Source organism: Herbaspirillum sp. LeCh32-8 (assembly GCF_017814915.1).
GTDB lineage: Bacteria > Pseudomonadota > Gammaproteobacteria > Burkholderiales > Burkholderiaceae_D > Herbaspirillum.
In genome coordinates this window covers 362,021-384,917 of sequence record NZ_JAGIPZ010000002.1, presented here as the reverse complement: position 1 = coordinate 384,917, position 22,897 = coordinate 362,021, and the positions used below count along the sequence as shown (strand labels likewise).

Below are 22,897 nucleotides of genomic sequence, written 5' to 3'. Positions count from 1 at the left end.
AGGAAGCCGCCACCCATGCTGATCACCATCCCCAAGCTGCTCGACGATGAACAGGTCAAGGCCGTGCGACGGCTGCTGGACGATGCCGGCGACGCTTGGGTGGACGGCCGCGTGACTGCGGGTTACCAGGGCGCGCCGGTGAAGTTCAACCAGCAGATCGACGAACGCTCCGACGTGGCGCTGCAATGCCAGCGCATCATCGTCGGCGCGCTGGAACGCCATCCGCGCTTCATCAGCGCCGCCCTGCCCAACCTGATCTACCCGCCCATGTTCAACCGCTACGGCGAAGGCATGACCTTCGGCGCGCATGTGGACGGCAGTGTGCGCATTCACCCGCACAGCGGCCGCAAGCTGCGCACCGACGTCTCGGCCACGCTGTTCCTGAAGGACGCCGCGGAGTACGACGGCGGCGAGCTGCAGATTGACGACACCTACGGCATGCACACCGTCAAGCTCGATGCCGGCGACCTGGTGCTGTACCCGGCCACCAGCCTGCACACGGTCACCCCGGTAACGCGCGGCGTGCGGGTGGCGAGTTTCTTCTGGGTGCAGAGCCTGGTGCGCGACGACGGCCGGCGCAACATGCTGTTTGACATGGACAACGCCATCCAGCGCCTGAACCAGAGCGACGCCGATGCGCTGGCGCGGCGCACGCTGGTGGGCTGTTATCACAACCTGCTGCGGCAGTGGAGCGATACCTGATGCGCTTTCGCCGGTAGAAAAATGGTGAAAGCAAAAAAGCCGCCCGAGGGCGGCTTTTTTACGTCCTGTGGATTATTTGAAGTAGCGCGGATCCATCTTGCGAAACACCCACGCCGACAGCAGCGTGATCACGCCCACGATGACGAAAGTGATCTGGAAGCTGAAGCTGGTGGCCGCGCCCGAGGGATCCTTGAACAGGTTGACCAGGGTGCCGCCAATGGTCACCCCCAGTCCGATGGCCAACATCTGCACCATCGAAAACAGGCTGTTGCCGCTACCGGCGTCGCTTTTGTTCAATCCCTTCAGGGTGACGCTGTTCATCGCCGCGAATTGCATCGAGTTGGCCGCGCCGAACACCGCCAGTTGGGCGATGCCCACCGCGATCGGCCAGTCCGGTGTGATCAGCGCAAAAGAGACGATGGCGCCGCCCACCACGATGGTGTTGACCAGCAGGAAGTTGTCGTAGCCGTAGCGCTTGACCAGCGGCGCGATCCAGGGCTTGGCGATGGTGCCGGCGATGGCCGCCGGCAGCAGCACCAGGCCGGCGTGCAGCGGTGAATAACCGAGCCGCACCTGCAGCAGCAGCGGCAGCAGGAACGGCACCGCAGAAGAACCGACGCGGCACACCAGGTTGCCGGCCAGGCCGATGCTGAAGTTGGGCTCCCCGAACAGACCCAGTCGGAACAGCGGCCGCTCATGGCGGCGCGCATGCAGCCAGTACAGCCACACGGTGAGCGCAGCCAGCGCAAACAAGGCCGCGCTCCAGGCGCCGCGATACGTGTCGAACGGCACATCCAGCGCCAGCGAGAACGCCACCATGCAACCCGACAACAAGGCGCAGCCCAGCACGTCGAACCTCGGGGCGGCCGGCAGCAGGTCATTGGGCAGGAAGCGCAGCACCGCCAGCATGCCGACCGTGCCGATGGGGACGTTGATCAGGAAGATCCAGTGCCAGGACAGGCTCTCCACCAACCAGCCGCCCAGTACCGGGCCGACCACCGGCCCCAGCTGCCCGGCGATCGAAATCGAGGCCAGCGCCGCGATGTACTGCGCGCCCGGCACGCTTCTCAGCACCGCCAGCCGCCCCACCGGCAGCAGCATCGACCCGCCGATGCCCTGCACCACGCGCGCGGCCAGCAGCTGCGGCAAGGTGTGCGCGGTAGCGCAAAGAATGGAGCCGATCACGAACACCAGGATGGTGGCGAAGTACATCTTGCGCGTGCCGAAGCGGTCGGCCAGCCAGCCCGAGGCGGGCGTCAGCGACGCCATCGTCAGCGTATAGGCCACCACCACCGGGTGCATGTTGAGCACCGGCTCGCCCAGGCTGTGCGCCATGGCCGGCAAGGCGGTGTTGACGATGGTGGTGTCCAGCGTCTGCATGAAGAAGCCGGAGGCGACGATCCACAGCAGCGCGCGCTGCGAAAGATCTGAAGACTGCGCAGTCGACTGCGCGGAAGGCTTGGTGGGCGGTTCTGACAGCGGGTCGGGGCGTTGGGCGGACATGGACTGGAATCTGGGCGCGGAAATGGCGGCGGGGACACGGAAGCCTGTGCCTCGGTGTCCCCGCGTGTGTCGGTGTTGCTCTCTTCGAAGCAGTAGCCGCTATTTTAAAGCGTTTGCCGCCGGCTTATTGGAAGGACTGCGGACGCCACTTCAGCAGGCGACGCTCCAGCGCATGCAGCAGCCAGTCCGCCGCCAGCGCCACCACCGCCAGCACGATCATCGCCGCAAACACGCCGCTGGCATTGAACGCGCCCTGCGCGGTCGAGATCAACAGGCCGATACCCTGCTTGGAACCCAGGAACTCGCCCACCACCGCGCCCACCAGGGCGAAGCCGAAGCTCACGTGCAGGCTGGCCAGGATCCACGACAGCGCCGACGGGATCACCACCGCGGTCGTCACCTGGCGGCGCGAGGCGCCCAGGATCTGGGCGTTGGCGATCATGTAGCGGTCGGCTTCGCGCACGCCCTGGAAGGCGTTGGCGAACACCACGAAGAACACCATCACCACCGCCAGCGCGACCTTGGAGGCCATGCCCAGGCCGAAGGCGATCACGAAGATCGAGCCCAGCACCACGCGCGGGATCGAGTTGGCGATCTGGATGTAGAGGCTGAACACGTCGGAGAGCAGCTTGTTGCGACCCAGCACGATGCCGGCGATCACGCCCGCCACCGAGCCGATCAGGAAGCCCAGCACGGTCTCTTCCAGCGTCACCAGCACCTGGGTCCACAACGGGCCCTGCGAGGTGCCTTCCACCATCCAGTCATAGATCTGGATTACGATCAGCGAAGGCTGCGAGAAGAAGAAGGGATCGATCCAGCCGATACGGGCGAAGAGTTCCCAGCCGCCCAGCACCACCACCAGGATGGCGATGCGCAGGCCGATCACCAGGTTGCGGCGCGCGCGGATCTTGCGCTGGGCTTCTGCTTCCACCGCGGCGATGTCCATCGATGCCGCGCCCTGGGTTGCTTGTGCTGCGTTTGCTTGTGTCATGTTGCTCACCTGTTTTTCCTTGAATTCGGTTCGGTCACGCCGCGCTCAGGCGATGTGGACTTCTTCGCGCAGATCGGCCCAGATCTTGCGCGAGATGTCGATGAAGCGCTGCTCGTAGCGCACCTCTTCCATGACGCGCGGACGCGGCAGGTCGATCGGGTAGACGCTCTTCAGCGTGGCCGGGCGCGCAGTCAGCACGTAGACCTTGTCGGCCAGCGCGATCGCCTCTTCCAGGTCGTGGGTGACGAACACCACCGAGCCGGAATGGGCCGACCACAATCGCAGCAGCTCGTCCTGCATCAGGGTGCGGGTCTGCATGTCCAGCGCCGAGAACGGCTCGTCCATCAGCAGGATCTCGGGGCTGTTGATGAAGGTCTGGGCCAGCGCCACGCGCTTGCGCATGCCGCCCGACAGCTGGTGCGGATAGTGGTCACCGAACTTGTCCAGACCCACGCGGCGGATCCACTCATCGGCCAGCGCGTGCGCCTGCTCCTTGGGCTTGCCGCGGAACATGGGGCCGGCGGCGACGTTCTCGCGCACGCTGCGCCACGGGAACACGGCGTCGTTCTGGAACACGAAGCCGATGCGCGGGTCGATGCCGTTGACCGGCTGGCCCATCACGCGCACCTCGCCCATGGTCGGCTTCAAGAGGCCGGTGATCAGCGACAGCGTGGTCGACTTGCCGCAACCGGTGGGGCCGACCACGGCCACGAACTCGCCGCGGCCCACGCTCATGGAGAAGTCGCGCAGGGCCACGGTGGCCTTGCCGTCGGCGGTGATGAAGCGGCAAGTCACGTTGCGCAGTTCGATGGCGGGCGTTTCTTGTGCGCCTCCGGCTGGTTTGGCGAAGGCGTTTTGGTTGATCGCATTCATCTCGATGGCTCTTTCTCAGGCTGAAGAAGGCCCTGACGCGACAACACGCATCATGGCTGGTAAATAGTCCGGTAGTAAAAACTGACTGCGTTTGATCCAGGCTGCGTCGCCCCTGCGAAAGCAGGGGCCCAGTGTCGTTCGGCCCGTGGTGCGCCATGTACGCCACTGGATCCCTGCTTTCGCAGGGATGGCAGCCTCTATGAGGTGGCTATGTCGCCGCCCCGGCGTGCTTATTTCACTTGGTTCACAAACTCGTCGGTGTAGGTCTTCGACAGATCCACATGCTTGCCCTTGACGTTCGGGTTGAAGCCCGCGAGCACCGACAGCACGGTTTCAGGACCGCCCTTGGGCATCTTGCCGTCCGGCGAATACATCGGCAACGAATTGTTCAGCGCCTGCACGTACAGCGGTTTGTTGTTGCCGTAGTAGTCCTTGGGCATCTTGTCGGCGATCTGCTCGGCGCTGTGGGTGTGGATGAATTTGAGCGTCTTGACGAAGGCGCGCGCCAGCTTCTGGGCGTCGTCCTTGTGACCGTTGAGCCAGCTGCGCTGCACGTACACGCTGGAAGCCGGGTACAGGCCGCCCAGCGCCTTGACCGTGCCTTCGACAGTGCGCATGTCGATCAGCACCTGGGCGTCGCCGGTCTTGAGCAGCTGCGAGGCGGTCGGCTCGGTGGTCATGCCGGCATCGATGCGGCCCTGCTTCATGGCGGCGATGAAGGTATTGTCGGCGCCCACCGGCAGCACCGAGAATTCCTTGGAGGTGATGCCGTGGCGCGAGGCCAGGTATTGGGTCAGGAAGTTGGTCGACGAACCCAGGCCGGTCACGCCCAGGGTCTTGCCCTTGGCATCGGCCATACTCTTGAAGTTGACGGCGGCCTTGGTGCCGACCAGTTCGACTTCGCCCGGCACCTGGCCGAGGATGGTGATGGCGGTGATTTCCTTACCCTTGGTCTGCAGGTCGATGGAGTGGTCATAGAAGCCCACCACCGCCTGCACGGCGCCGGCCAGCAGTTCGTTCTCGGCATCCACGCCGGCCGGCTGCGACTGCAGCTCGACGTTCAGGCCTTCTTCCTTGAAGTAGCCCAGTTGCTCGGCCAGCTTGGCCGGCAGGTAGACCATCTTGTTGATGCCGCCCACCATGATGGTGATCTTGCTGTCGGCTGCCGAGGCCTGGCCCGGCAGCGCGGCCAGGGCAGCGGCGGCTACGGCCAGCGAAAGGACGGTGCGGCGCATGTTCTTGCTCATTCTTGTCTCCTGAAGATGGATGCGGATTTTATGTCTTATCGGGCAGGTCTGTTTTGCCTGCCCGGTGGATCACTTGACCTGGTCCACGAACTCGTTGGTGTAGGTCTTGGACAGGTCGATGTTCTTGCCCTTGATGTTGGGGTTGAAGCCGGCCATCACCTTGAGCACCTGCTCGGGACCGCCGGCCGGCATCTTGCCGTCGGGCGAGTACATCGGCATCGAGGCCTTCAGCGCCTGCACGTAGATGGCCTTGTTGCCGCCGTAGTAGTCCTTGGGCATCTTGTCGGCGATCTCTTCGGGCGTGTGGGTCTGGATGTACTTCAGCGTCTTGACGAAGGCGCGCGCCAGTTTTTGCGACTCGGCCTTGTGGCTGTTCATCCAGGCGCGGTTGACGTACAGGCTGGAGGCCGGGTACAGGCCGCCCAGCGCGTTGCGCGTGCCGTCCACGCTGCTCATGTCGACCAGCACCTTGGCGTCGCCCGAGGCCAGGAGGATGGAAGTGGTCGGCTCGGTGGTCCAGGCCACGTCGATGCGCTTTTGCTTGAAGGCGGCGATCAGGGTATTGCCCGCGCCCACCGGCAACATCGAGTAGTCGCCCGACTTCAGGCCGGCGCGGCTGGCCAGGTATTGCGCGATGAAGCTGGAGGAAGAGCCGAGGCCGGTCACGCCCAGCGTCTTGCCCTTCAGGTCGGCCATGCTCTTGACGCTGCCGGCCAGATCCGAGCGCACCATCTCCATGCCGCCTGGCACCAGCAGCAGCTGGGTGATCGAGGTGATTTCCTTGCCCTTGCTTTGCAAGTCGATGGAATGGTCGTAGTAACCGACCACCGCCTGCACGGCGCCGGCCAGCAATTCGTTTTCAGCGTCCACGCCGGCCGGCTGCGACTGCAGCTCGACGTCCAGGCCTTCTTCCTTGAAGTAACCCAGGTTCTCGGCCAGCTTGGGCGGCAGGTAGATCAGCTTGTTGATGCCGCCCACCATGATGGTGATCTTGTCGGCGGCACGCGCCTGCGGGGCCGCCAGCGACAACGCGGCGGCGGCGATGGCGGTAGCGCCCAGGGCCAGCAGCGAACGGCGCAGGGGGAAAGTCTTGGATGCCTGGAACACACGAGCGTCACGACGCATTATGATTGTCTCCTTTTGGTGGGATGGTCGATCGCCATCTTCTGCTTCTTGTTGAATTCTTATTGATTTGCGGGACTATTCTAAGAAGCCGAAACCTTCATCCAGCTTTCCAAAAAACGGCTTTTTTATTTGCAGCGCAACAAAAAATACTGAGACCTTTGCATGAAATTGCTCCTCATCGAAGACAATCCGCAGCTCGCCCACTGGCTGGAACAGATCCTCAAGGAACACAAGTTCAGCGTCGACATCGCCGCCGACGGCGAGATTGCCGACCAGGTGCTGCGCGATGAAAACTACGATGTGGTGCTGCTGGACCTGATGCTGCCCAAGCTGCATGGCAAGCACGTGTTGCGCCGGCTGCGCGAGCGCCACAACGGCGTGCCGGTGATGATCCTGACCGCCAGCGGCTCGATCGACGAGAAGGTCGAATGCCTGGGCGCGGGCGCCGACGACTACCTGGTCAAGCCCTTCGAGGTACGCGAGCTGGTGGCGCGCATCAAGGTGCTGATCCGTCGCCAGACGCCCGACAAGGCGGCCGAGATCCACTGCGGCGACCTGGTCTACGACAGCAACACGCGCCAGTTCGCGGTGGCCGGCGCCACGCTGGCCTTGCCGGCGCGCGAGCACGACGTGCTGGAAATCCTGATGCTCAAGCAAGGCAAGACGGTCTCCAAGACGGCGCTGATGAAAGGCATCTTCAGCCTCTCCGAAGAGCCCAGCGCCGACGCCATCGAAATCTATATCTCGCGCCTGCGCAAGAAACTGGAGCAGTCGAGCGCCGCCATCATGACGCTGCGCGGCCTGGGTTACCTGCTCAAGCAGAAGGACGAATAAGGCAATGATCGATAGCCTGCGCCTGCGGCTGCTGCTGTGGCTGCTGATCCCGATGACGGTCTACGTCGGCCTGTCGGCCAGCGACGCCTACGACAACGCGGTCTCCAGCGCCACGCTGATCCAGGATCGCGCGCTGGTCGCCTCGGCGCGCATGATGGCCGGCCAGGTCGCCTGGCAGGACGGCGCGCCGGTGGTGTCGATCCCGCCGGCGGCGCTGGAGATGTTCGCCTCGCCGGCGCAGGACGCGGTCTACTACCAGGTGCTGATGGACGACAACACGCTCCTGGCCGGCCGCCCCGACTTCCCGGCCGAGCCCGATTTCGCCGCGATCCATCCCGCCTACAACACCACCGACTTCGACGGCCGCCCGCTGCGCGTGGTCAGCTATATCCGCGCGCTGTACGACGAGGGCACGCTGCGCATGGTGGCCGTCTCGGTGGGCCAGACCATGCAGGGCCACCAGCAGATGATCAGCGAACTGTGGCAGCCCTCGCTGCGACGCCAGCTGGTGCTGCTGCTGCTGGCAGTGGCGCTGGTGGTGCTGGGCCTGACCATCGAGCTGCGCCCCATCCTCTCGGTGAAGGACGAACTGGCCGCGCGCGACCCCAACTCGCTCACGCCGCTGCGCGCCGGCCAGCTGCAGGTGGAGCTGCGCCCCATCGTGGAAGCGATCAACCAGTACATCCAGCGACTGAACGCGCAGGTCACGGTGCAAAAACGCTTCGTCGCCGATGCCGCGCACCAGTTGCGCACGCCGCTCACGGTCATCGATTCGCAGATCCAGTTCGCGCGCCAGCTCGACGATCCGGCGCGCCTGCCGCAGGTGCTGGCGGCGCTGCACGAAGGCAGCCGCAACATGACCGACCTCACCAACAAGCTGCTGCAACTGTCGCAGGCCGAGGCCTCCAACAGCAGCGCTTTTCCGCGCGGCCCTGTCGACCTGGTGGCAGTGGCCGCCACGGTGCTGGAAGAACTGGCCGGCCTGGCGCTGAAAAAACGCATCGACCTGGGGATGGAAACCGAACTCGACAGCGCGCTGGTCAACGGCAACGAAGCGCAACTGGCCGGCATGCTGATGAACCTGATCGACAACGCGCTGCGCTACACCCCGGAAGGCGGCAAGGTCACCGTCGGCCTGGCGCGCGAGGTCGGCGAACCCGCCCACTACGTGGCCAGCATCAGCGACAACGGTCCCGGCATTCCAGCCGAGGTGCGCGAACGCGTGTTCGAACGCTTCTACCGCAACGCTGCCCCGGACCAGCCGGGCTCCGGCCTGGGCCTGGCGATCGTGCGCGAGATCGTGCAAGCCTCGCAAGGCACGATCACGCTGGACACGCCCGAGGACGGCAGCGGCCTGGTGGCGACAGTGAGGCTGCCGGCCTTGCCGGAGGACGGTCAGGCGCAAGCCTGATCCATGCATGGCATCTGGCTCAGGCGCAGGAATGCCCCGGAAAAACGGAAGAGACGGCTGAAGCTAAAGACGGATGGAATGCGGAGCGGCGAGAACCTTCACAGCCGCAAGAGAGATGGAACGAAAAACTGGAACGCCGAAATGAAAAAAGCCGACACGAAGTCGGCTTTTTCTAGAATCTGGTGGAAAGTGCAAGGTTTGAACTTGCGACCCCTGCAGTGTGAATGCAGTGCTCTACCACTGAGCTAACCTTCCATACTGACCGGCGTTTTGTATTGCTTGCCAATCGAGAAGCAAGATTATGGCAAACTTTTCGAGAGTAGGCAAGCGCTGCGTAAATAATTGCTGAATTTTTTTATCACCCACCGTCAATACGCGGCTTGTCGGCCACAGCGCATCAGGCCGGGGACGCCTCAGCGGCCTCGGGCGGCGGCGGCTCAAAACGCCATACGCAGCTGCCGCGCGCCTCCTTGTCGAGCTGGTTCAGCACGTCTTCGTGCAAGGCCAGTTCGTCCTCGGAGGCGGCGACCACGATCACCTCGGCCAGCGGCGCCAGTTCCATCGCGCCGGCGCCATCGCCCTCTTCTTCGCCACCCGCCAGATCCATGGTCAGCGAATTCTGGCCGCGCGTCATGGCCAGATAGACCTCGGCCAGCAGCGCCGCATCCAGCAGGCCGCCGTGCAGGGTACGGTGGGCGTTGGAGATGCCGTAGCGGTCGCACAGCGCATCAAGCGAGTTGCGGCGGCCCGGGTGGATCTCCTTGGCCATCTGCAGCGAGTCGACCACTTCGGCTACATGTTCCTTGAACGGCGGCAGGCCCAGGAGCGCCAGTTCGGCATCAAGGAAGCCGACGTCGAAGGGCGCGTTGTGGATGATGATCTGCGCGCCGCGCACATAGTCGAGGAATTCCGGCGCGATCTTCGAGAACACCGGCTTGTCGGCCAGGAACTCGGTGGTCAGGCCGTGCACCGCGAGCGCGCCTTCTTCGGAGTCGCGCTCGGGGTTGATATAAAAGTGCAGATTATTGCCGGAGAGCTGGCGGTTCAACACTTCCACGCAGCCGATTTCAAGGATGCGGTTGCCGGCGCGCGGCGACAGGCCGGTGGTTTCGGTATCTAAGATGATCTGGCGCATAGTGCTGTTCCGTTACTTGATGCTGTCCACGCCGCGGTTGGCGAGCTGGTCGGCGCGCTCGTTGCCGGCGTGGCCGTTGTGTCCGCGCACCCAGCGCCATTCGACGGTGTGCTGCGCCTGCGCGGCGTCCAGCGCCTGCCACAGGTCGGCGTTCTTGACCGGCTCCTTGCTGGCGGTCTTCCAGCCGCGCGCCTTCCAGCCGTGGATCCACTCGCTGATGCCCTTCTGCACGTACTGGCTGTCGGTGTGGACCACCACGTCGCAGGGGCGCTTCAGGGCGTTCAATGCCTGGATCACAGCCATCAGCTCCATGCGGTTGTTGGTGGTGTTGCGCTCGCCGCCGAAGATTTCCTTCTCCTGGCCGCCGGCCACCAACAATGCACCCCAACCGCCGAGGCCGGGATTGCCCTTGCAGGCGCCGTCGGAATAGATCTCTACTTTATCCATGCTTGCTTGTCTTTACGTGAATCTGTTGCTTGACGCCCTGCCCGAAAATCGGATGGCGCCGGGGCCGCGATCATACCCGATCCGGCGGCGGTGCTCCGTGACGGCCTCATTGCCTCATTCGGACTTGTGGATGCGATTGGTCGCCGGCACGCCGCGCGGCGCCTTGACCTTTTGCCGGTTCAGTGCCGGACCGATCAGGCGCATGCCCGGCACGCGCTTGATGGCCTGCACGATGTAGACCGCGCCGAAGTAAGGCCACCAGCGGTCGCCCGCCTTTTCCATGAAACTGAAGCGATCCAGCCATTGCGCGGTCTGGCACGGCGGCGCATAGCAGCCGAAATGACCGCGATTGACCTCCATGTTGAGCAGCTTCAACCAGTCCTTCAGGCGCGGCAGGCGGATGAACTCGCCGTCGCGCGGCAGGAAGTGCGCGCCGGTCAGGCGACCGGCCGCCTGGCGCATGCCCCACAGGCTGCTGGGATTAAAGCCGCAGATGATGACCTGCCCTTCCGGGATCAGCACGCGCTCGACCTCGCGCAGCACCTGGTGCGGCTCGGCGGCGAACTCCAGCACGTGCGGCAGCACCACCAGATCCAGGCTCTGGCTGGCGAACGGCAGCTCACAGAAATCGTGGGTCACCACTTGCGGGATTTCCAGCTCGGACTGGCTTTCACCCGGCATGCTGTTGTCGGTCAGCCAGCGATACGGCATACGGTTGGCGGCCAGCGCATGAATCTGCGGCGAACCGATCTGCACCGCGTTGAAGCCGAAGATGTCGGCCGTCAGCGCATTCAGGTGGCGCTGCTCCCAGGCGCGCAGGTAAGCGCCGGTCGGCGTCTGCAACCAGGCGGCGAGGTCTATAATTTCCGGAGTTTCAGCCATCTATACTTTCAAGCCCTATGACCGCACAGCCAGCCAAGCCAGCCGCACCGGATCAAAAAACTGCATTGGAGGTCCTGGCCGTTCCGGCCTTCAGCGACAATTATCTCTGGGTGATCCACAACGGACGCCACGCGGCCGTGGTCGATCCAGGCGACGCCGCGCCGGTACTGGCGGCATTGCAGGCGAACGACCTCACGCTGGCCGCTATTCTACTGACTCATCACCACGCTGACCATGTCGGCGGTGTGGTCGAGCTGGTCGCGCGCGCGGCCAGCGCAGAAATCCCCGACATCCCAGTCTACGGCCCGGCACGCGAGCAGGACAAGATCGCCGGCCTGACCGTGCCGCTGCGCGACGGCGACCTGGTAGCGATCCCGCAACTGGCGCTGCAGCTGGCGGTGATCGAGGTGCCCGGCCATACGCTGGGCCACATCGCCTATCACGCCGCGGATCAGGCGCTGCTGTTCTGCGGCGACACGCTTTTCGCCGGTGGCTGCGGCCGCGTGTTCGAAGGCACGCCGGCGCAGATGGTGGACTCGCTTGCCAGACTGGCAAGCTTGCCCGGTGACACCGCCGTGTATTGCGCGCATGAGTACACCCTCTCCAACCTGAAGTTCGCTGCCGCGGTCGAGCCCGGCAATGCGGAATTGGTAGTCCGCATAAAGGACGATCAGGCCAAGCGCGAGCGCGGCGTACCGACGGTACCGTCGAACATCGCGCTGGAGCGCGCCACCAATCCCTTCCTGCGCGCCACGCAGAAGGAAATCCTGCAATCGCTGCAGAACGCCGGCCGTTTGACGGAGTTGAACGAAGTTGCCAGCTTCGCGGCGCTGCGCGAATGGAAGAATACCTACAAGTAGCACGAAGATCGCGCCGATTTGAGGCCAAATTCCAAGCAAATCAAGGACTTGGCTTTGTAACAGAGGGCACTTTTTACTTGACTGTGGAAAAGGGTCTTCCGTACACTCGCTGCATTCCCCAATTTGGAGCGCTGGTTTTTACGTATTTTTACTAGCCAGCGTTCAAAGCGATTCGTGCTCCAGGGGAATTCCGCAGCTTCCACCTTGCATTGCCGCCAACACTGCTGAACGGCTCATCCTTGCGATGAAATCGTTTCCCGGCGGGAGGCTTCGAGCTTACTGACCAGCTCTGCGACGGAAGCGCCGACAGCAAACTTTAGCCTCTGGCACAGGACATCGCCCTCATGCAGCGTACTTTGAAGAAACTCGCTATTGCCGCACTGTTTTGCGCTAGCACCCCGCTGCTCTCCCAAGCCAACGACATCTCGATCTACCCCGCGCCCTTCAACGCGATCAATCCGGAACTGGCAGGCAATGCGCTGCCGGGCATGAACGACATCGACATCTGGACGCGCATCCGCAAGGGCTTCGGCATTCCCGATCTGGACAACAACCTGGTGGAGAGCCAGACCCAGTGGTACAGCTCGCGCCCGGATTACATCCAGCGCACCACGATGCGCGCCTCGCGCTATCTGTTCCACGTGGTGCAGGAACTGGAAAAGCGCGGCATGCCGACCGAACTGGCGCTACTGCCCTTCATCGAATCCGCGTTCAACCCGGAAGCGCTGTCGACCGCCAAGGCGGCCGGCATGTGGCAGTTCATTCCCTCCACCGGGCGCGACTACAACCTGAAGCAGAACATGTTCACCGACGAGCGCCGCGATGTACTGGCCTCGACCGATGCGGCGCTGACCTATCTGCAAAAGCTGTACGGCATGTTCGGCGACTGGCAGCTGGCGCTGGCGGCCTATAACTGGGGCGAAGGCTCGGTGCAGCGCGCGGTGAACCGCAATCTCGCGGCCGGTCTGCCGATCGACTTCAACACCCTGTCGGCGCAGATGCCCAACGAGACCCGCAACTACGTGCCCAAGCTGCAGGCGGTCAAGAACATCATCGCAAATCCGTCCTCGTTCGACATCGCCCTGCCCAAGGTCGACAACCAGCCCTACTTCGTCACCATCGGCAAGACCCGCAACATCGACGTGAAGGTCGCCGCCCAGTTGGCCGAACTCTCGCTGGACGAATTCAAAGCCCTGAACCCGCAGTTCAACCGCCCGGTGATCATCGGCGGCGAGGACACCAAGATCCTGCTGCCCGAATCCAACGCCGAGAAGTTCAAGACCAACATGACCAAGTGGACCCAGGCCTTCTCGACCTGGACCGCGCACACCGTCTCCAGCGCCCGCGAGCGTATCGAGACCATCGCCAGCAAGTTCGGCACCACCCCGGAAGTGATCCGCAGCGTGAACCAGATCCCGCCGCGCATGGTGTTGAAGGCCGGCTCCACCATCCTGGTGCCCAAGACCGAGGAAACCACCTCGTTGGACACCGAACTGACGCCTGAAATCGCCGACAACGCCCGCCTGGCCATCGCGCCGGACGCGCCGGAAACCCGTCGCATCTATGTGAAGGCCGGCAAGCGCGACACCCTGGCCGGCATCGCCGGTCGCTATCGCGTGAGCGTGGCGCAGATAAAGGAATGGAACGGCCTCAAGCGCGACACCCTGGCCGCCGGCCAGAGCCTGCAACTGAACGTGCCCAACGTGGCTCACGCCGCGCCGACCCGCGTGGCCGCCCGCCATGTCGCCCCCGCGCGCCGCCAGGTGGCCGCAGCCAAGGCTCCGGTGCGCAAGGCCGCCCCGGCGCCGGCACGCAAGGTCGCCGCCGGCAAGCCAATCACGCTGGCCTCCGGCAACGGCGGACGCAAGCAATAAGCAGACACAAGCCATAACCCGGGCGCGGCAAAGACCGCGCCGGCAGGAAATCCGGAGGACCGGAGGAGACCCAGAGCAGCCCGACTGCCACAAAACGCAAGACCAGTACTGCACTACGACACAACAAGAAACGAAAAAGCCCCGCACTGCGGGGCTTTTTCATTGCGGCGTCAGGACATCACGACGTCGGTCGCGTCAAGGCCGTGAACAAGCCGCTCATGCCGCCCCCGCCACATCGGCGGTATACGTCGCCGCCGCCAGCAGGCGCTGCGTGTAGACATGCTGCGGCCGTTGCATCACGTCTTCGGCGGCGCCGCCCTCCACTACTTTGCCGTCCTTCATCACCAGCACCTGGTGCGCCATTGCGCGCACCACCGCGAGGTCATGGGTAATGAACAAATAGGCCATGCCGTGGCGGCGCTGCAGCTCCGACAGCAACTGCAGCACCTGCTGCTGCACGGTGACGTCCAACGCCGAGGTCGGCTCGTCCAGCAACAGCAACTCGGGCTGCAGCACCAGCGCGCGCGCAATCGCAATACGCTGGCGCTGCCCGCCGGAGAACTCGTGCGGATAGCGGCTCAGCGTCGACTCGGGCAAACCCACTTCGGCCAGCGCGTCGACGATGGTGCGGCGCTGCTGATCGACGCTCAGCGCAGGGTGATGCAGCGCCAGCCCTTCGCCGACGATCTGCTCCACGGTGCGGCGCGGCGACAGCGAGGCGAACGGATCCTGGAACACCACCTGCATGCGCGCGCGCATCGGCCGCAATTCGCGGCTGCTGCGCTCGTCAATGGCATCACCGTCAAAACGAATCGCACCCGACACCTGCGCGCCCGACAGACGCAGCAGCGCCATGCCCAGCGTCGACTTGCCGGAGCCCGACTCGCCCACGATGCCCAAGGTTTCGCCGCGGCGCAGCTGCAAGTCGACACCGTCGACCGCCTGGAACTGGCGCTTCTTGAACCAGCCTTCCTTGATCTGGTAAGTGCAGCGCAACTGCTCGGCCTGCAACACCACCGCCGCATCCGGCGCCACCTCGGCGACGCTGCGCTGCGGGCGACTTTGCAGCAGCTTCTTGGTGTACGGTTCGCGCGGGTTGGCGAACAGCTCGGCGGTGGGGGCGGTCTCGACCAGCTTGCCCTTTTCCATCACGCCTACGCGGTCGGCGAAGTGGCGCACCAGGTTGAGGTCGTGCGAAATGATCAGCACGGCCATGTTCTCGTCGCGCTGCAGTTGGTTCAGCAGTTCAAGGATCTGCACCTGGATGGTCACGTCCAGCGCGGTGGTCGGCTCGTCGGCGATCAGCAACTTCGGCTTGCAGGCCAGCGCCATGGCGATCATGGCGCGCTGGCGCTGGCCGCCGGAAAGCTCGTGGGGATAAGCCAGCGCACGCCGCGCGGGTTCGGGAATGCCGGTCTTTTCCAGCAGCGCCACGGTGCGCAGCGCAGCCTCCTTGGCGTTGATGCCCTCATGGCGCATCAGCACCTCGGCGATCTGGTTGCCGATGGTGAACAGCGGATTCAAGGCCGTCATCGGTTCCTGGAAGATCATCGCCACCTCATTGCCGCGAACCTGCTGCATCTGGCGCTCGCTCTTTTGCAGGATATCGTCGCCGTTCAACAGAATGCGCCCGCCATAGGCGGCGTCCTGATTGAGCCTCAGCACGGCCAGCGAGCTCACCGACTTGCCCGAACCGGACTCGCCGACCAGCGCGAACTTTTCGCCCGGCGCAATCGAAAAACTGATGTCGTCGACCACAGTGGCGTCGCCGAAGCGGATGGTGAGGTTCTGCACCTCCAGCAGGGGCGCGCTCATGCCTTCCTCCGCACGTCCAGGGCATTGCGCAGGGCATTGCCGACATTGGTCAACAGCAGCAGGGTAACGGTCAGCACCACGAAGGTCGACAGCGCGATCCACCACGCATCGAGATTGTTCTTGCCCTGCGCCAGCAGCTCGCCCAGACTCGGCGTGGACGGCGGCACGCCCAGGCCGAGGAAGTCCAGGCTGGTCAGCGCCAGGATCGCCGCACTCATGCGAAACGGCAGGAAGGTCACCACGGTGGTCATGCTGTTGGGCAGGATGTGGCGCCAGATGATCAGCCGGTCGGGCAAGCCCATCGCACGCGCAGCCTGCACGTATTCAAGATTGCGGTTGCGCAGGAAGTCGGCGCGCACGTAGTCCGACAGTCCCATCCAGCCGAACAGCGACAGCAGCACCAGCAGCAAGCCCAGGCTGGGCTGGAAGATCGAGGAAAAGATGATCAGCAGGTAGAGCTCCGGCATCGAACCCCAGATCTCAAGCAGGCGCTGCGTAATCAGGTCGGTGCGTCCGGCGAAGTAACCCTGCACGGCGCCGGCGGCGATGCCCAGCACCACGCCGATGGCCGTCAGCGCCAGCCCGAACAGCACCGACACGCGAAAGCCGTACAGCAGCCGCGCGAACACGTCGCGGCCGCGGTCGTCGGTGCCCAGCCAGTTGTCAGCCGAGGGCGCGGCCGGGTTGGGCTCCTTGGCGAAGTAGTTCAACGTGTTGTAACCGTAGCGGTTCAGCGGGTAGACGACCCAGTTGCCGTCCTTCTTGAATTGGTCCTGAATAAAGGGGTCGAGATAGTCGGCCGGCGAATCGAAGTCGCCGCCGAAGCTCTTGTCGGAGTAGTCGTTCCACATCGGGAAGATCAGCTGCCCCTTGTAGCTCGCCACCAGCGGCTTGTCGTTGGACACCAGCTCGGCGCCCAGGCTCACCGCGAACAGGATGGCGAAGATCACCAGGCTCCAGTAGCCGTTGCGCTCGGCGCGAAAGCGCTGCCAGATGCGCCGGCCCGGCGACACCGACGGCGCGGCCGGGATGGAGGATGTTTGCAGGGTCGTCATTTGGCCAGACTTTCGAATTGGACGCGCGGGTCGGCCCACACATAGCAAAGATCGCCCACCAGCTTGACCACCAGGCCGATCAGCGTGAACAGATACAGGGTGCCCATCACCACCGGATAGTCGCGACGGATGGCCGACTCATAGGCCAGCAGGCCCATGCCGTCCAGCGAGAACAGCGTCTCGATCAGCAGGCTGCCGGTGAAGAAGGAGGCGATGAAGGCCGCCGGAAAACCGGTCACCAGCGGAATCAGCGCATTGCGAAACACGTGCTTGTACAGCACCTTGCGCTCCGACAATCCCTTGGCGCGCGCGGTCAGCACATACTGCTTGCGGATCTCCTCCAGGAAGGTGTTGCGGGTGAGCATGGTAATCACCGCGAAGGCGCCGATCACCGAGGCCGCCACCGGCAGCGTGATGTGCCACAGGTAATCGGTGAGCTTGCCCATCAGCGACAGGCTGGCCCAGTTGTCCGAGGTCAGCCCGCGCAGCGGGAACCACTGGAAGAAGCCGCCTCCGGCGAACACCACCAGCAGGAACACGCCGAGCACGAAGCCGGGAATGGAGTAACCCACCAGCACCAGCGCCGTGGTGGCGGCGTCGAAACGGCTGCCCTCGCGCACTGCCTTGGCGATGCCCAATGGAACCGAGATGAGGTAACTCAGGAAGAAGGTCCACAGCCCGATGCTGATCGACACCGGCAGCTTGGATTTCACCAGTTCCCAGACGTCGCCGTGGTGATAGAAGCTGCGCCCCAGGTCGAAGCTGAGAAAGCCTTTGAGCATGACCCAGAAGCGTTCTGCCGGCGGCTTGTCGAAGCCGTACAGCTTCTTGATTTCTGCGATGCGTTCTTCATCGATGCCCTGGCGGCCGCGGTAAGCCGAGGCGCCGGTAGCGGCTCCGCCGCCGGAGGCTTCACCGCCGCCGCCGCGCCCCTTCATCTCCAGCATGGCCTGCTCCACCGGCCCGCCGGGAACGAACTGGATCACCGCAAAGGTGATCGCGATGACGCCGAACAGCGTGGGCACCATCAGCAGCACCCGCTTCAATATGTAAGACCAGATATTCATGCCTGCGGCCATCCTTGTTGATCACCGGCGCGGCCGGTGCTTGCCATATGTTTCATCGCGCCTTCTCCTCCCACCAGCTGCCGATCACATACGGGTCGGCCTGGTAGTACAACGGCGCCACAGCGGGAATGCCGAAGCGGTTCTGGTAGGCGATGCGGTGGGTGGACGAATACCAGTGCGGCACCACGATGTACTTGTGCAGCAGCACGCGATCCAGCGCACGCGCCGCTGCGGTGAGGCGCGCGCGGGTGTCTGCCGCGACTACCGCCTGCACCAGCTGGTCCACCACCGGATCCTTCAGGCCCCATACGTTGTTGGAGCCCTTCTCGTCGGCCGCCTTGGAGCCGAACATGTCGAACAGCTCGTTGCCGGGGCTGCTGGTGTCGGGGAAGCGGATGCTGGTCATGTCGTAGTCGAAATCCTCCATGCGCTTGGCCACCAAAGCATAATCGGCGCTGCGCTGGACGACGTCGATACCCAGCGTGCGCAGGTTGCGGGCGAACACGCTGATGACGCGCGACATCGAGCTCTGGTCGTCCAGGATTTCGAACGACAACGCCACGCCCTGGGCGTTGCGCACGGCGCCGTCCCGGTAGACCCAGCCGGCCTCGGCCAGCAGCTCGCGTGCTTTCTTCAGGTTGGCGCGCAACGATCCGGGCGGGTTGGTATTGGGCGGTATCGGCGCCGGTCCGAACACGGCCGGGTCGACCTTGCCGCCCTTGGCCTGAATCGACTTGAGCAGCGCCAGCTCGTCGCCCTCCGGCACGCCGGTGGCGGCCAGCTGGCTGTTGTTGAAGTAGGAGTAGATGCGCGTGTACTGGCTGTAGAACAGCTGGCGGTTCATCCACTCGTAATCCAGGGCCAGGCCGATGGCCTGGCGCACGCGCGCGTCCTTGAACTGGTCGCGCCGCAGATTCATGACGAAGCCCTGCATGCCGGCGCCGTTGGAATGCTTGAATTCCTTCTTGATGATGCGGCCGTCGCGGAACTGCGGGCCGTTGTAACTGCGCGCCCAGTTCTTGGCGCTGTACTCCACCACCACGTCGAACTCGCCGGCCTTGAAGGCCTCCAGCCGTGCCAGGTCATCCTTGTAGAAACGGTACACGATGCGCTGGAAGTTGAACATGCCGCGCCGCACCGGGGCGTCATTGCCCCAATAGTCGGGGTTGCGCTTGTAGGTGATGCTGCGGCCGGTGTCGTAGCTCTCGATGAGGTAGGGACCGGTGGTGATCGGCGGCGTCAGCTGGATCTGGTCGAACGGCGTGCCCTGCGCCCACTTGCGGGAAAACACCGGCACGCTGCCCACGATCAACGGCAGCTCGTGATTCTGGCTGGCGAAATCGAAACGCACGGTATCGGCGTCCACCACCACGCATCCCTTGACGTCGGCAAACACCGACTTGTACTGCGGCGCCCCTTTGGCCAGGATGGTGTCGAAGGAATACTTCACGTCCGCGGCCGTCACCTTGTCGCCATTGTTGAAGCGCGCCCTGGGATTGAGGTGGAAGGTCATCGACATGCGATCCGGCGCCAGGCGCATGTCGTCGGCCAGCAGTCCGTAGACGGTGGCGACCTCGTCGGCCGACGCCGTGGTGAGCGTCTCGAACATCAGCGAATCAATGCCCGCGGCGGAGACGCCCTTCATCGACAACGGATTGAACTTGTCGAAGCTGGTGCGGCGATCCGGGTTGGCGAGGTACAGCGTGCCGCGCTTGGGGGCATCCGGATTGACGTAGCCGAAATGGGTGAAACCGGCGGGATACTTGGGGGTGTCGTACAGCGAGAAGGCGTGCTCCGCGCTGGCGGGAAGGCTGTGGACCAGGGCTGCGGCCAGCAGGCAGGAAAGTAGGGTTTTGACCATGCGGTGGTTGTCTGCGCTCTCGGTGGCTTGTTCTTCGCTGTCATCCGTGGAGGCAAGTCCCGTGCCCGCCAGGCTGGAAACGATTTCGTTCCGGGGCATTGTAAATAGATGGGCGAAGACAGGGAAGCAATTAAAACGGCTATGCAAGCGCGTTGTCCGCCTCTGTATTCCGAGACCGCCGATGCCTGCAAGTTCCAGCGCCGACAGGAGCCGAACCGGCGCCCTGCGGGGGGCGATACCGGCGCAGAGGTTGCCCCGCCCGGCGCTAGCCCCTACAATCTTGGCCTGTTCCAGTCCGGCGCTGCGCGAAACACCTCAACTGCGCGGCCGCCGCTACCACCACCGGCCGCTTGGCGCGCCCGCCCGGATCACCGGCGAGCGCGGCGCGGCGGACCATACGGAGTCATCATGGCATTTCTGCAAGGCAAAAAAATTCTGATCACCGGCTTGCTGTCCAACCGTTCCATCGCCTACGGCATCGCCGAGGCGTGCAAGCGCGAAGGCGCGGAACTGGCCTTCACCTATGTCGGTGAGCGCTTCAAGGATCGCATCACCAAGTTCGCCGAAGAATTCGACAGCAAGCTGATCTTCGACTGCGACGTCTCCAGCGACGAGCAGATCAACGCCTTGTTCGCCGACCTGGGCAAGTCCTGGAGCCAGCTGGACGGCCTGGTGCACGCCATCGGCTTCGCGCCCAGCGAGGCGATTGCCGGCGACTTCCTGGAAGGCTTCTCGCGTGAAGGCTTCAAGATCGCCCACGACATTTCGGCCTACAGCTTCCCGGCCATGGCCAAGGCCGCCGTGCCGCTGCTGTCGCCCAACGCCGCCCTGCTGACCCTGACCTACCTGGGTTCGGAGCGCGTGGTGCCCAATTACAACACCATGGGCCTGGCCAAGGCCTCGCTGGAAGCCTCGGTGCGCTACCTGGCCGAAGCGCTGGGCCCCAAGGGCGTGCGCGTGAACGGCGTGTCGGCCGGCCCGATCAAGACCCTGGCCGCCAGCGGCATCAAGGGCTTCGGCAAGATCCTGGGCGCGGTCGCCGCCACGGCCCCGCTGCGCCGCAACGTGACCATCGAAGACGTGGGCAACGCCTCGGCCTTCCTGCTGTCGGACCTGGCTTCGGGCATCACCGGTGAAATCACTTATGTCGACGGCGGCTTCTCGCGCGTGGTCGGCGGTATTGCAGAGTAATCGCAGTCCGGGCGGCTGCAGCCGACAGTGCCGCAGCCGCAAATAAGCGACAGATTGTCGATTTGGCATGATGCTAAATTCGACGTTTTACTGTATGATCCTGCTTGTGCATCGCAATAAACCGATGCACAAGCGAATCGGACGTGAAAATACCGCCTCTGAGCATGTTTCCAGCCGATATCGCCCAAGCAGCTTCGCAAGCCTTACCTGTCAGCAAGACAAGTTTTCAGTAAAAGCCCCCCGCCTCCTGGCATCGTTCGATGATGCCGTCCCGGCGCAAAGCTTTTGTGCCGAAATTTCTTTGTATTTTTCATAGTCATTTCGTCGGTTGGCGTTGCTTTTTTTCGTTCAGGCCATTGATGCCCGGCGCGTTTGCACGCGCCTGCGGAGTCGTGCCTGACGTTCACATTCACGAAAGAGATTATGACTTTTGAAGCACTTGGCCTGAACCCTTCGATCATCAAAGCACTGACCGAAGCAGGCTATACCAACCCGACCCCGGTCCAGGAAAAGGCCATTCCCGCTGCCATCGACGGCCAGGATCTGCTGGTTTCCTCGCAGACCGGCTCGGGCAAGACCGCCGCCTTCATGCTGCCGTCACTGCACAAGCTGGCAGACCTGCCGCAGGCGCCGCAAGCAGCACGCACCCCTAATCAAGAACGCCAGGCCAGCCGCGCCCGCGGTGAGCGTCCGCGCTACACCCCGGCGCAGCCCAAGATGCTGGTGCTGACCCCGACCCGCGAACTGGCCCTGCAAGTGACCACCGCCACCGACAAGTACGGTTCGTACATGCGCCGCGTGCGCGCCGTGTCGATCCTGGGCGGCATGCCTTACCCGAAGCAGATGCAACTGCTGTCGAAGAACCCTGAAATCCTGGTCGCGACCCCGGGTCGCCTGATCGACCATATGGAGTCGGGCAAGATCGACTTCTCGCAACTGCAGATCCTGGTGCTGGACGAAGCCGACCGCATGCTGGACATGGGCTTCATCGACGACATCGAAAAGATCGTCGCCGCCACCCCGGCCACGCGCCAGACCATGCTGTTCTCGGCCACGCTGGACGGCGTCGTCGGCAACATGGCCAAGCGCATCACCAACAATCCGCTGACCATCCAGATCGCCAGCTCGTCGACCCGCCATGAGAACATCATGCAGCGCGTGCACTTCGTGGACGACCTGTCGCACAAGAACCGCCTGCTGGATCACCTGCTGCGCGACACCTCGATCGACCAGGCCGTGATCTTCACCGCCACCAAGCGTGACGCCGACACCATCGCCGACCGCCTGAACATCGCCGGCTTCGCCGCTGCCGCTCTGCACGGCGACATGCACCAGGGCGCGCGCAACCGCACCCTGAACAGCCTGCGCCGCGGCCAGGTCCGCATGCTGGTGGCCACCGACGTCGCCGCGCGCGGCATCGACGTGCCGGGCATCACCCACGTGTTCAACTACGACCTGCCCAAGTTCGCCGAAGACTACGTGCACCGCATCGGCCGTACCGGCCGTGCCGGCCGCAAGGGCGTGGCGATCTCGCTGGTGAACCACTCCGAAGGCATGCACGTCAAGCGCATCGAGCGCTTCACCAAGCAAAGCATTCCGGTTGACGTGGTCGAAGGCTACGAGCCGAAGAAAGCGGCCGCTCCGCGCGGTCCGCGCAAGCCCAACAACTGGCGTCCGGGCGACGGCCGCGGCCATCACGGCAACGGCCCGCGCTTCGGTAACCGCGAAGGCGGCGGCGGTCATGGTCATCGCGAAGGCGGCGGCTACGGCGGCAATCGTGAAGGCGGCCATAGCCAGCGCGAAGGCGGCTACAACCGTGAAGGCGGCAACCGCGAAGGCGGCTACGGCAACCGTGACAACCGCAGCTTCGGCGGCAAGCCGGCCGGCAACGGCCCGCGTCGCGAAGGCGGCGGCGGCGGCGGCTACAAGGGCAACGGCGGCGGCTTCCGCTCGGACGGCCCGCGTCGCTCCTACGGCGACCGCTGATCGCCGGCCGACGGTTCTGCGCCAAGGCAGGACCGCAC

19 protein-coding genes and 1 tRNA gene are annotated in these 22,897 nt (G+C 64.1%); 7 read left to right on the top strand and 13 right to left on the bottom strand.

Features of this window, described 5'->3' with window-relative positions:
* The first annotated feature begins 15 nt into the window (after positions 1-15).
* Positions 16-702 carry a Fe2+-dependent dioxygenase gene (locus tag J8I26_RS06835; protein WP_209605459.1) on the top strand — a complete coding sequence of 229 codons (687 nt, stop codon included), beginning with the start codon at positions 16-18 and terminating at the stop codon, positions 700-702.
* A 72-nt stretch (positions 703-774) separates the two neighbouring features.
* Here J8I26_RS06835 and mdtD read toward each other — a convergent pair whose 3' ends face one another.
* From mdtD to J8I26_RS06810, 5 genes are all read right to left on the bottom strand, one after another.
* On the bottom strand, positions 775-2,205 hold the full coding sequence (mdtD, locus tag J8I26_RS06830) for a multidrug transporter subunit MdtD (protein WP_209605457.1): 1,431 nt from the start codon (positions 2,203-2,205) through the stop codon (positions 775-777).
* 124 nt (positions 2,206-2,329) lie between these two features.
* A complete protein-coding gene (locus J8I26_RS06825; protein ID WP_209605455.1) occupies positions 2,330-3,196 on the bottom strand; it encodes an ABC transporter permease in 867 nt (288 codons plus the stop codon).
* Positions 3,197-3,241: 45 nt separating this feature from the next.
* Entirely contained in the window at positions 3,242-4,069 is an 828-nt protein-coding gene (locus J8I26_RS06820) for an ABC transporter ATP-binding protein (protein WP_209605453.1), read from the bottom strand.
* A gap of 230 nt (positions 4,070-4,299) precedes the next feature.
* On the bottom strand, positions 4,300-5,316 hold the full coding sequence (locus J8I26_RS06815) for an ABC transporter substrate-binding protein (RefSeq protein ID WP_209605451.1): 1,017 nt from the start codon (positions 5,314-5,316) through the stop codon (positions 4,300-4,302).
* 69 nt (positions 5,317-5,385) lie between these two features.
* The gene (locus J8I26_RS06810; RefSeq protein WP_209605449.1) at positions 5,386-6,441 is read right to left on the bottom strand and encodes an ABC transporter substrate-binding protein; all 1,056 of its coding nucleotides are present in this window, start codon (positions 6,439-6,441) and stop codon (positions 5,386-5,388) included.
* A gap of 162 nt (positions 6,442-6,603) precedes the next feature.
* On the opposite strand from J8I26_RS06810, the gene J8I26_RS06805 reads away from it, so the two are divergent.
* Both J8I26_RS06805 and J8I26_RS06800 read left to right on the top strand, forming a co-directional pair.
* Positions 6,604-7,275: a response regulator gene (locus J8I26_RS06805; protein WP_209605447.1), complete on the top strand. Its 672-nt coding sequence runs from the start codon at positions 6,604-6,606 to the stop codon at positions 7,273-7,275.
* Positions 7,276-7,279: 4 nt separating this feature from the next.
* A complete protein-coding gene (locus tag J8I26_RS06800; RefSeq protein WP_209605445.1) occupies positions 7,280-8,686 on the top strand; it encodes a sensor histidine kinase in 1,407 nt (468 codons plus the stop codon).
* Between the two features lie 180 nt (positions 8,687-8,866).
* Here J8I26_RS06800 and J8I26_RS06795 read toward each other — a convergent pair.
* The 4 genes from J8I26_RS06795 to J8I26_RS06780 form a co-directional block, all read right to left on the bottom strand.
* Positions 8,867-8,941, bottom strand: a tRNA-Val gene (locus J8I26_RS06795).
* Positions 8,942-9,083: 142 nt separating this feature from the next.
* Positions 9,084-9,821, bottom strand: coding sequence for a DNA polymerase III subunit epsilon (gene dnaQ / locus J8I26_RS06790; RefSeq protein ID WP_209605443.1), 738 nt, complete (start codon positions 9,819-9,821; stop codon positions 9,084-9,086).
* Between the two features lie 12 nt (positions 9,822-9,833).
* Positions 9,834-10,268, bottom strand: coding sequence for a ribonuclease HI (gene rnhA / locus J8I26_RS06785; protein WP_209605441.1), 435 nt, complete (start codon positions 10,266-10,268; stop codon positions 9,834-9,836).
* Between the two features lie 114 nt (positions 10,269-10,382).
* Positions 10,383-11,150 carry a class I SAM-dependent methyltransferase gene (locus tag J8I26_RS06780; protein ID WP_209605439.1) on the bottom strand — a complete coding sequence of 256 codons (768 nt, stop codon included), beginning with the start codon at positions 11,148-11,150 and terminating at the stop codon, positions 10,383-10,385.
* 65 nt (positions 11,151-11,215) lie between these two features.
* Between J8I26_RS06780 and gloB the strand changes: the two genes are divergently transcribed.
* Positions 11,216-12,010 (top strand): hydroxyacylglutathione hydrolase, encoded by a 795-nt coding sequence (gloB, locus tag J8I26_RS06775; protein WP_209605436.1) that lies wholly within the window; start codon positions 11,216-11,218, stop codon positions 12,008-12,010.
* Between the two features lie 344 nt (positions 12,011-12,354).
* Complete coding sequence (locus J8I26_RS06770) at positions 12,355-13,884, top strand: transglycosylase SLT domain-containing protein (protein ID WP_209605434.1); 1,530 nt, start codon at positions 12,355-12,357, stop codon at positions 13,882-13,884.
* A gap of 216 nt (positions 13,885-14,100) precedes the next feature.
* On the opposite strand, the gene J8I26_RS06765 is transcribed toward J8I26_RS06770, so the two are convergent.
* Genes J8I26_RS06765 through J8I26_RS06750 form a run of 4 tightly spaced genes read right to left on the bottom strand, consistent with a single transcriptional unit; the run spans position 14,101 to position 19,682 of the window.
* A complete protein-coding gene (locus J8I26_RS06765; protein WP_209605432.1) occupies positions 14,101-15,699 on the bottom strand; it encodes a dipeptide ABC transporter ATP-binding protein in 1,599 nt (532 codons plus the stop codon).
* Positions 15,696-16,754, bottom strand: coding sequence for an ABC transporter permease (locus tag J8I26_RS06760; protein WP_209605430.1), 1,059 nt, complete (start codon positions 16,752-16,754; stop codon positions 15,696-15,698). Before J8I26_RS06760 ends, J8I26_RS06765 begins: the two co-directional genes overlap by 4 nt.
* Entirely contained in the window at positions 16,751-17,821 is a 1,071-nt protein-coding gene (gene yejB, locus J8I26_RS06755; RefSeq protein ID WP_209605428.1) for a microcin C ABC transporter permease YejB, read from the bottom strand. The genes J8I26_RS06760 and yejB overlap by 4 nt, the downstream gene beginning before the upstream one ends.
* A 52-nt stretch (positions 17,822-17,873) precedes the next feature.
* Complete coding sequence (locus J8I26_RS06750) at positions 17,874-19,682, bottom strand: extracellular solute-binding protein (protein ID WP_209605817.1); 1,809 nt, start codon at positions 19,680-19,682, stop codon at positions 17,874-17,876.
* A 408-nt stretch (positions 19,683-20,090) separates the two neighbouring features.
* Between J8I26_RS06750 and fabI the strand changes: the two genes are divergently transcribed.
* Both fabI and J8I26_RS06740 read left to right on the top strand, forming a co-directional pair.
* Positions 20,091-20,873, top strand: coding sequence for an enoyl-ACP reductase FabI (gene fabI / locus J8I26_RS06745; protein ID WP_079218774.1), 783 nt, complete (start codon positions 20,091-20,093; stop codon positions 20,871-20,873).
* Positions 20,874-21,296: 423 nt separating this feature from the next.
* Entirely contained in the window at positions 21,297-22,859 is a 1,563-nt protein-coding gene (locus tag J8I26_RS06740; RefSeq protein ID WP_209605426.1) for a DEAD/DEAH box helicase, read from the top strand.
* The last annotated feature ends 38 nt before the right edge of the window (positions 22,860-22,897 follow it).

Excerpts from the sequence above, each read along its gene's own strand:
- J8I26_RS06800 (WP_209605445.1), top strand. The coding sequence starts at position 7,280 with ATGATCGATAGCCTGCGCCTGCGGCTGCTGCTGTGGCTGCTGATCCCG.
- J8I26_RS06750 (WP_209605817.1), bottom strand. The coding sequence starts at position 19,682 with ATGGTCAAAACCCTACTTTCCTGCCTGCTGGCCGCAGCCCTGGTCCAC.
- J8I26_RS06760 (WP_209605430.1), bottom strand. The coding sequence starts at position 16,754 with ATGACGACCCTGCAAACATCCTCCATCCCGGCCGCGCCGTCGGTGTCG.
- J8I26_RS06825 (WP_209605455.1), bottom strand. The coding sequence starts at position 3,196 with ATGACACAAGCAAACGCAGCACAAGCAACCCAGGGCGCGGCATCGATG.
- J8I26_RS06740 (WP_209605426.1), top strand. The coding sequence starts at position 21,297 with ATGACTTTTGAAGCACTTGGCCTGAACCCTTCGATCATCAAAGCACTG.
- rnhA (WP_209605441.1), bottom strand. The coding sequence starts at position 10,268 with ATGGATAAAGTAGAGATCTATTCCGACGGCGCCTGCAAGGGCAATCCC.
- yejB (WP_209605428.1), bottom strand. The coding sequence starts at position 17,821 with ATGAATATCTGGTCTTACATATTGAAGCGGGTGCTGCTGATGGTGCCC.
- mdtD (WP_209605457.1), bottom strand. The coding sequence starts at position 2,205 with ATGTCCGCCCAACGCCCCGACCCGCTGTCAGAACCGCCCACCAAGCCT.
- J8I26_RS06770 (WP_209605434.1), top strand. The coding sequence starts at position 12,355 with ATGCAGCGTACTTTGAAGAAACTCGCTATTGCCGCACTGTTTTGCGCT.
- J8I26_RS06835 (WP_209605459.1), top strand. The coding sequence starts at position 16 with ATGCTGATCACCATCCCCAAGCTGCTCGACGATGAACAGGTCAAGGCC.
- J8I26_RS06780 (WP_209605439.1), bottom strand. The coding sequence starts at position 11,150 with ATGGCTGAAACTCCGGAAATTATAGACCTCGCCGCCTGGTTGCAGACG.
- J8I26_RS06805 (WP_209605447.1), top strand. The coding sequence starts at position 6,604 with ATGAAATTGCTCCTCATCGAAGACAATCCGCAGCTCGCCCACTGGCTG.
- J8I26_RS06765 (WP_209605432.1), bottom strand. The coding sequence starts at position 15,699 with ATGAGCGCGCCCCTGCTGGAGGTGCAGAACCTCACCATCCGCTTCGGC.
- J8I26_RS06820 (WP_209605453.1), bottom strand. The coding sequence starts at position 4,069 with ATGAATGCGATCAACCAAAACGCCTTCGCCAAACCAGCCGGAGGCGCA.
- J8I26_RS06810 (WP_209605449.1), bottom strand. The coding sequence starts at position 6,441 with ATGCGTCGTGACGCTCGTGTGTTCCAGGCATCCAAGACTTTCCCCCTG.
- dnaQ (WP_209605443.1), bottom strand. The coding sequence starts at position 9,821 with ATGCGCCAGATCATCTTAGATACCGAAACCACCGGCCTGTCGCCGCGC.
- fabI (WP_079218774.1), top strand. The coding sequence starts at position 20,091 with ATGGCATTTCTGCAAGGCAAAAAAATTCTGATCACCGGCTTGCTGTCC.
- J8I26_RS06815 (WP_209605451.1), bottom strand. The coding sequence starts at position 5,316 with ATGAGCAAGAACATGCGCCGCACCGTCCTTTCGCTGGCCGTAGCCGCC.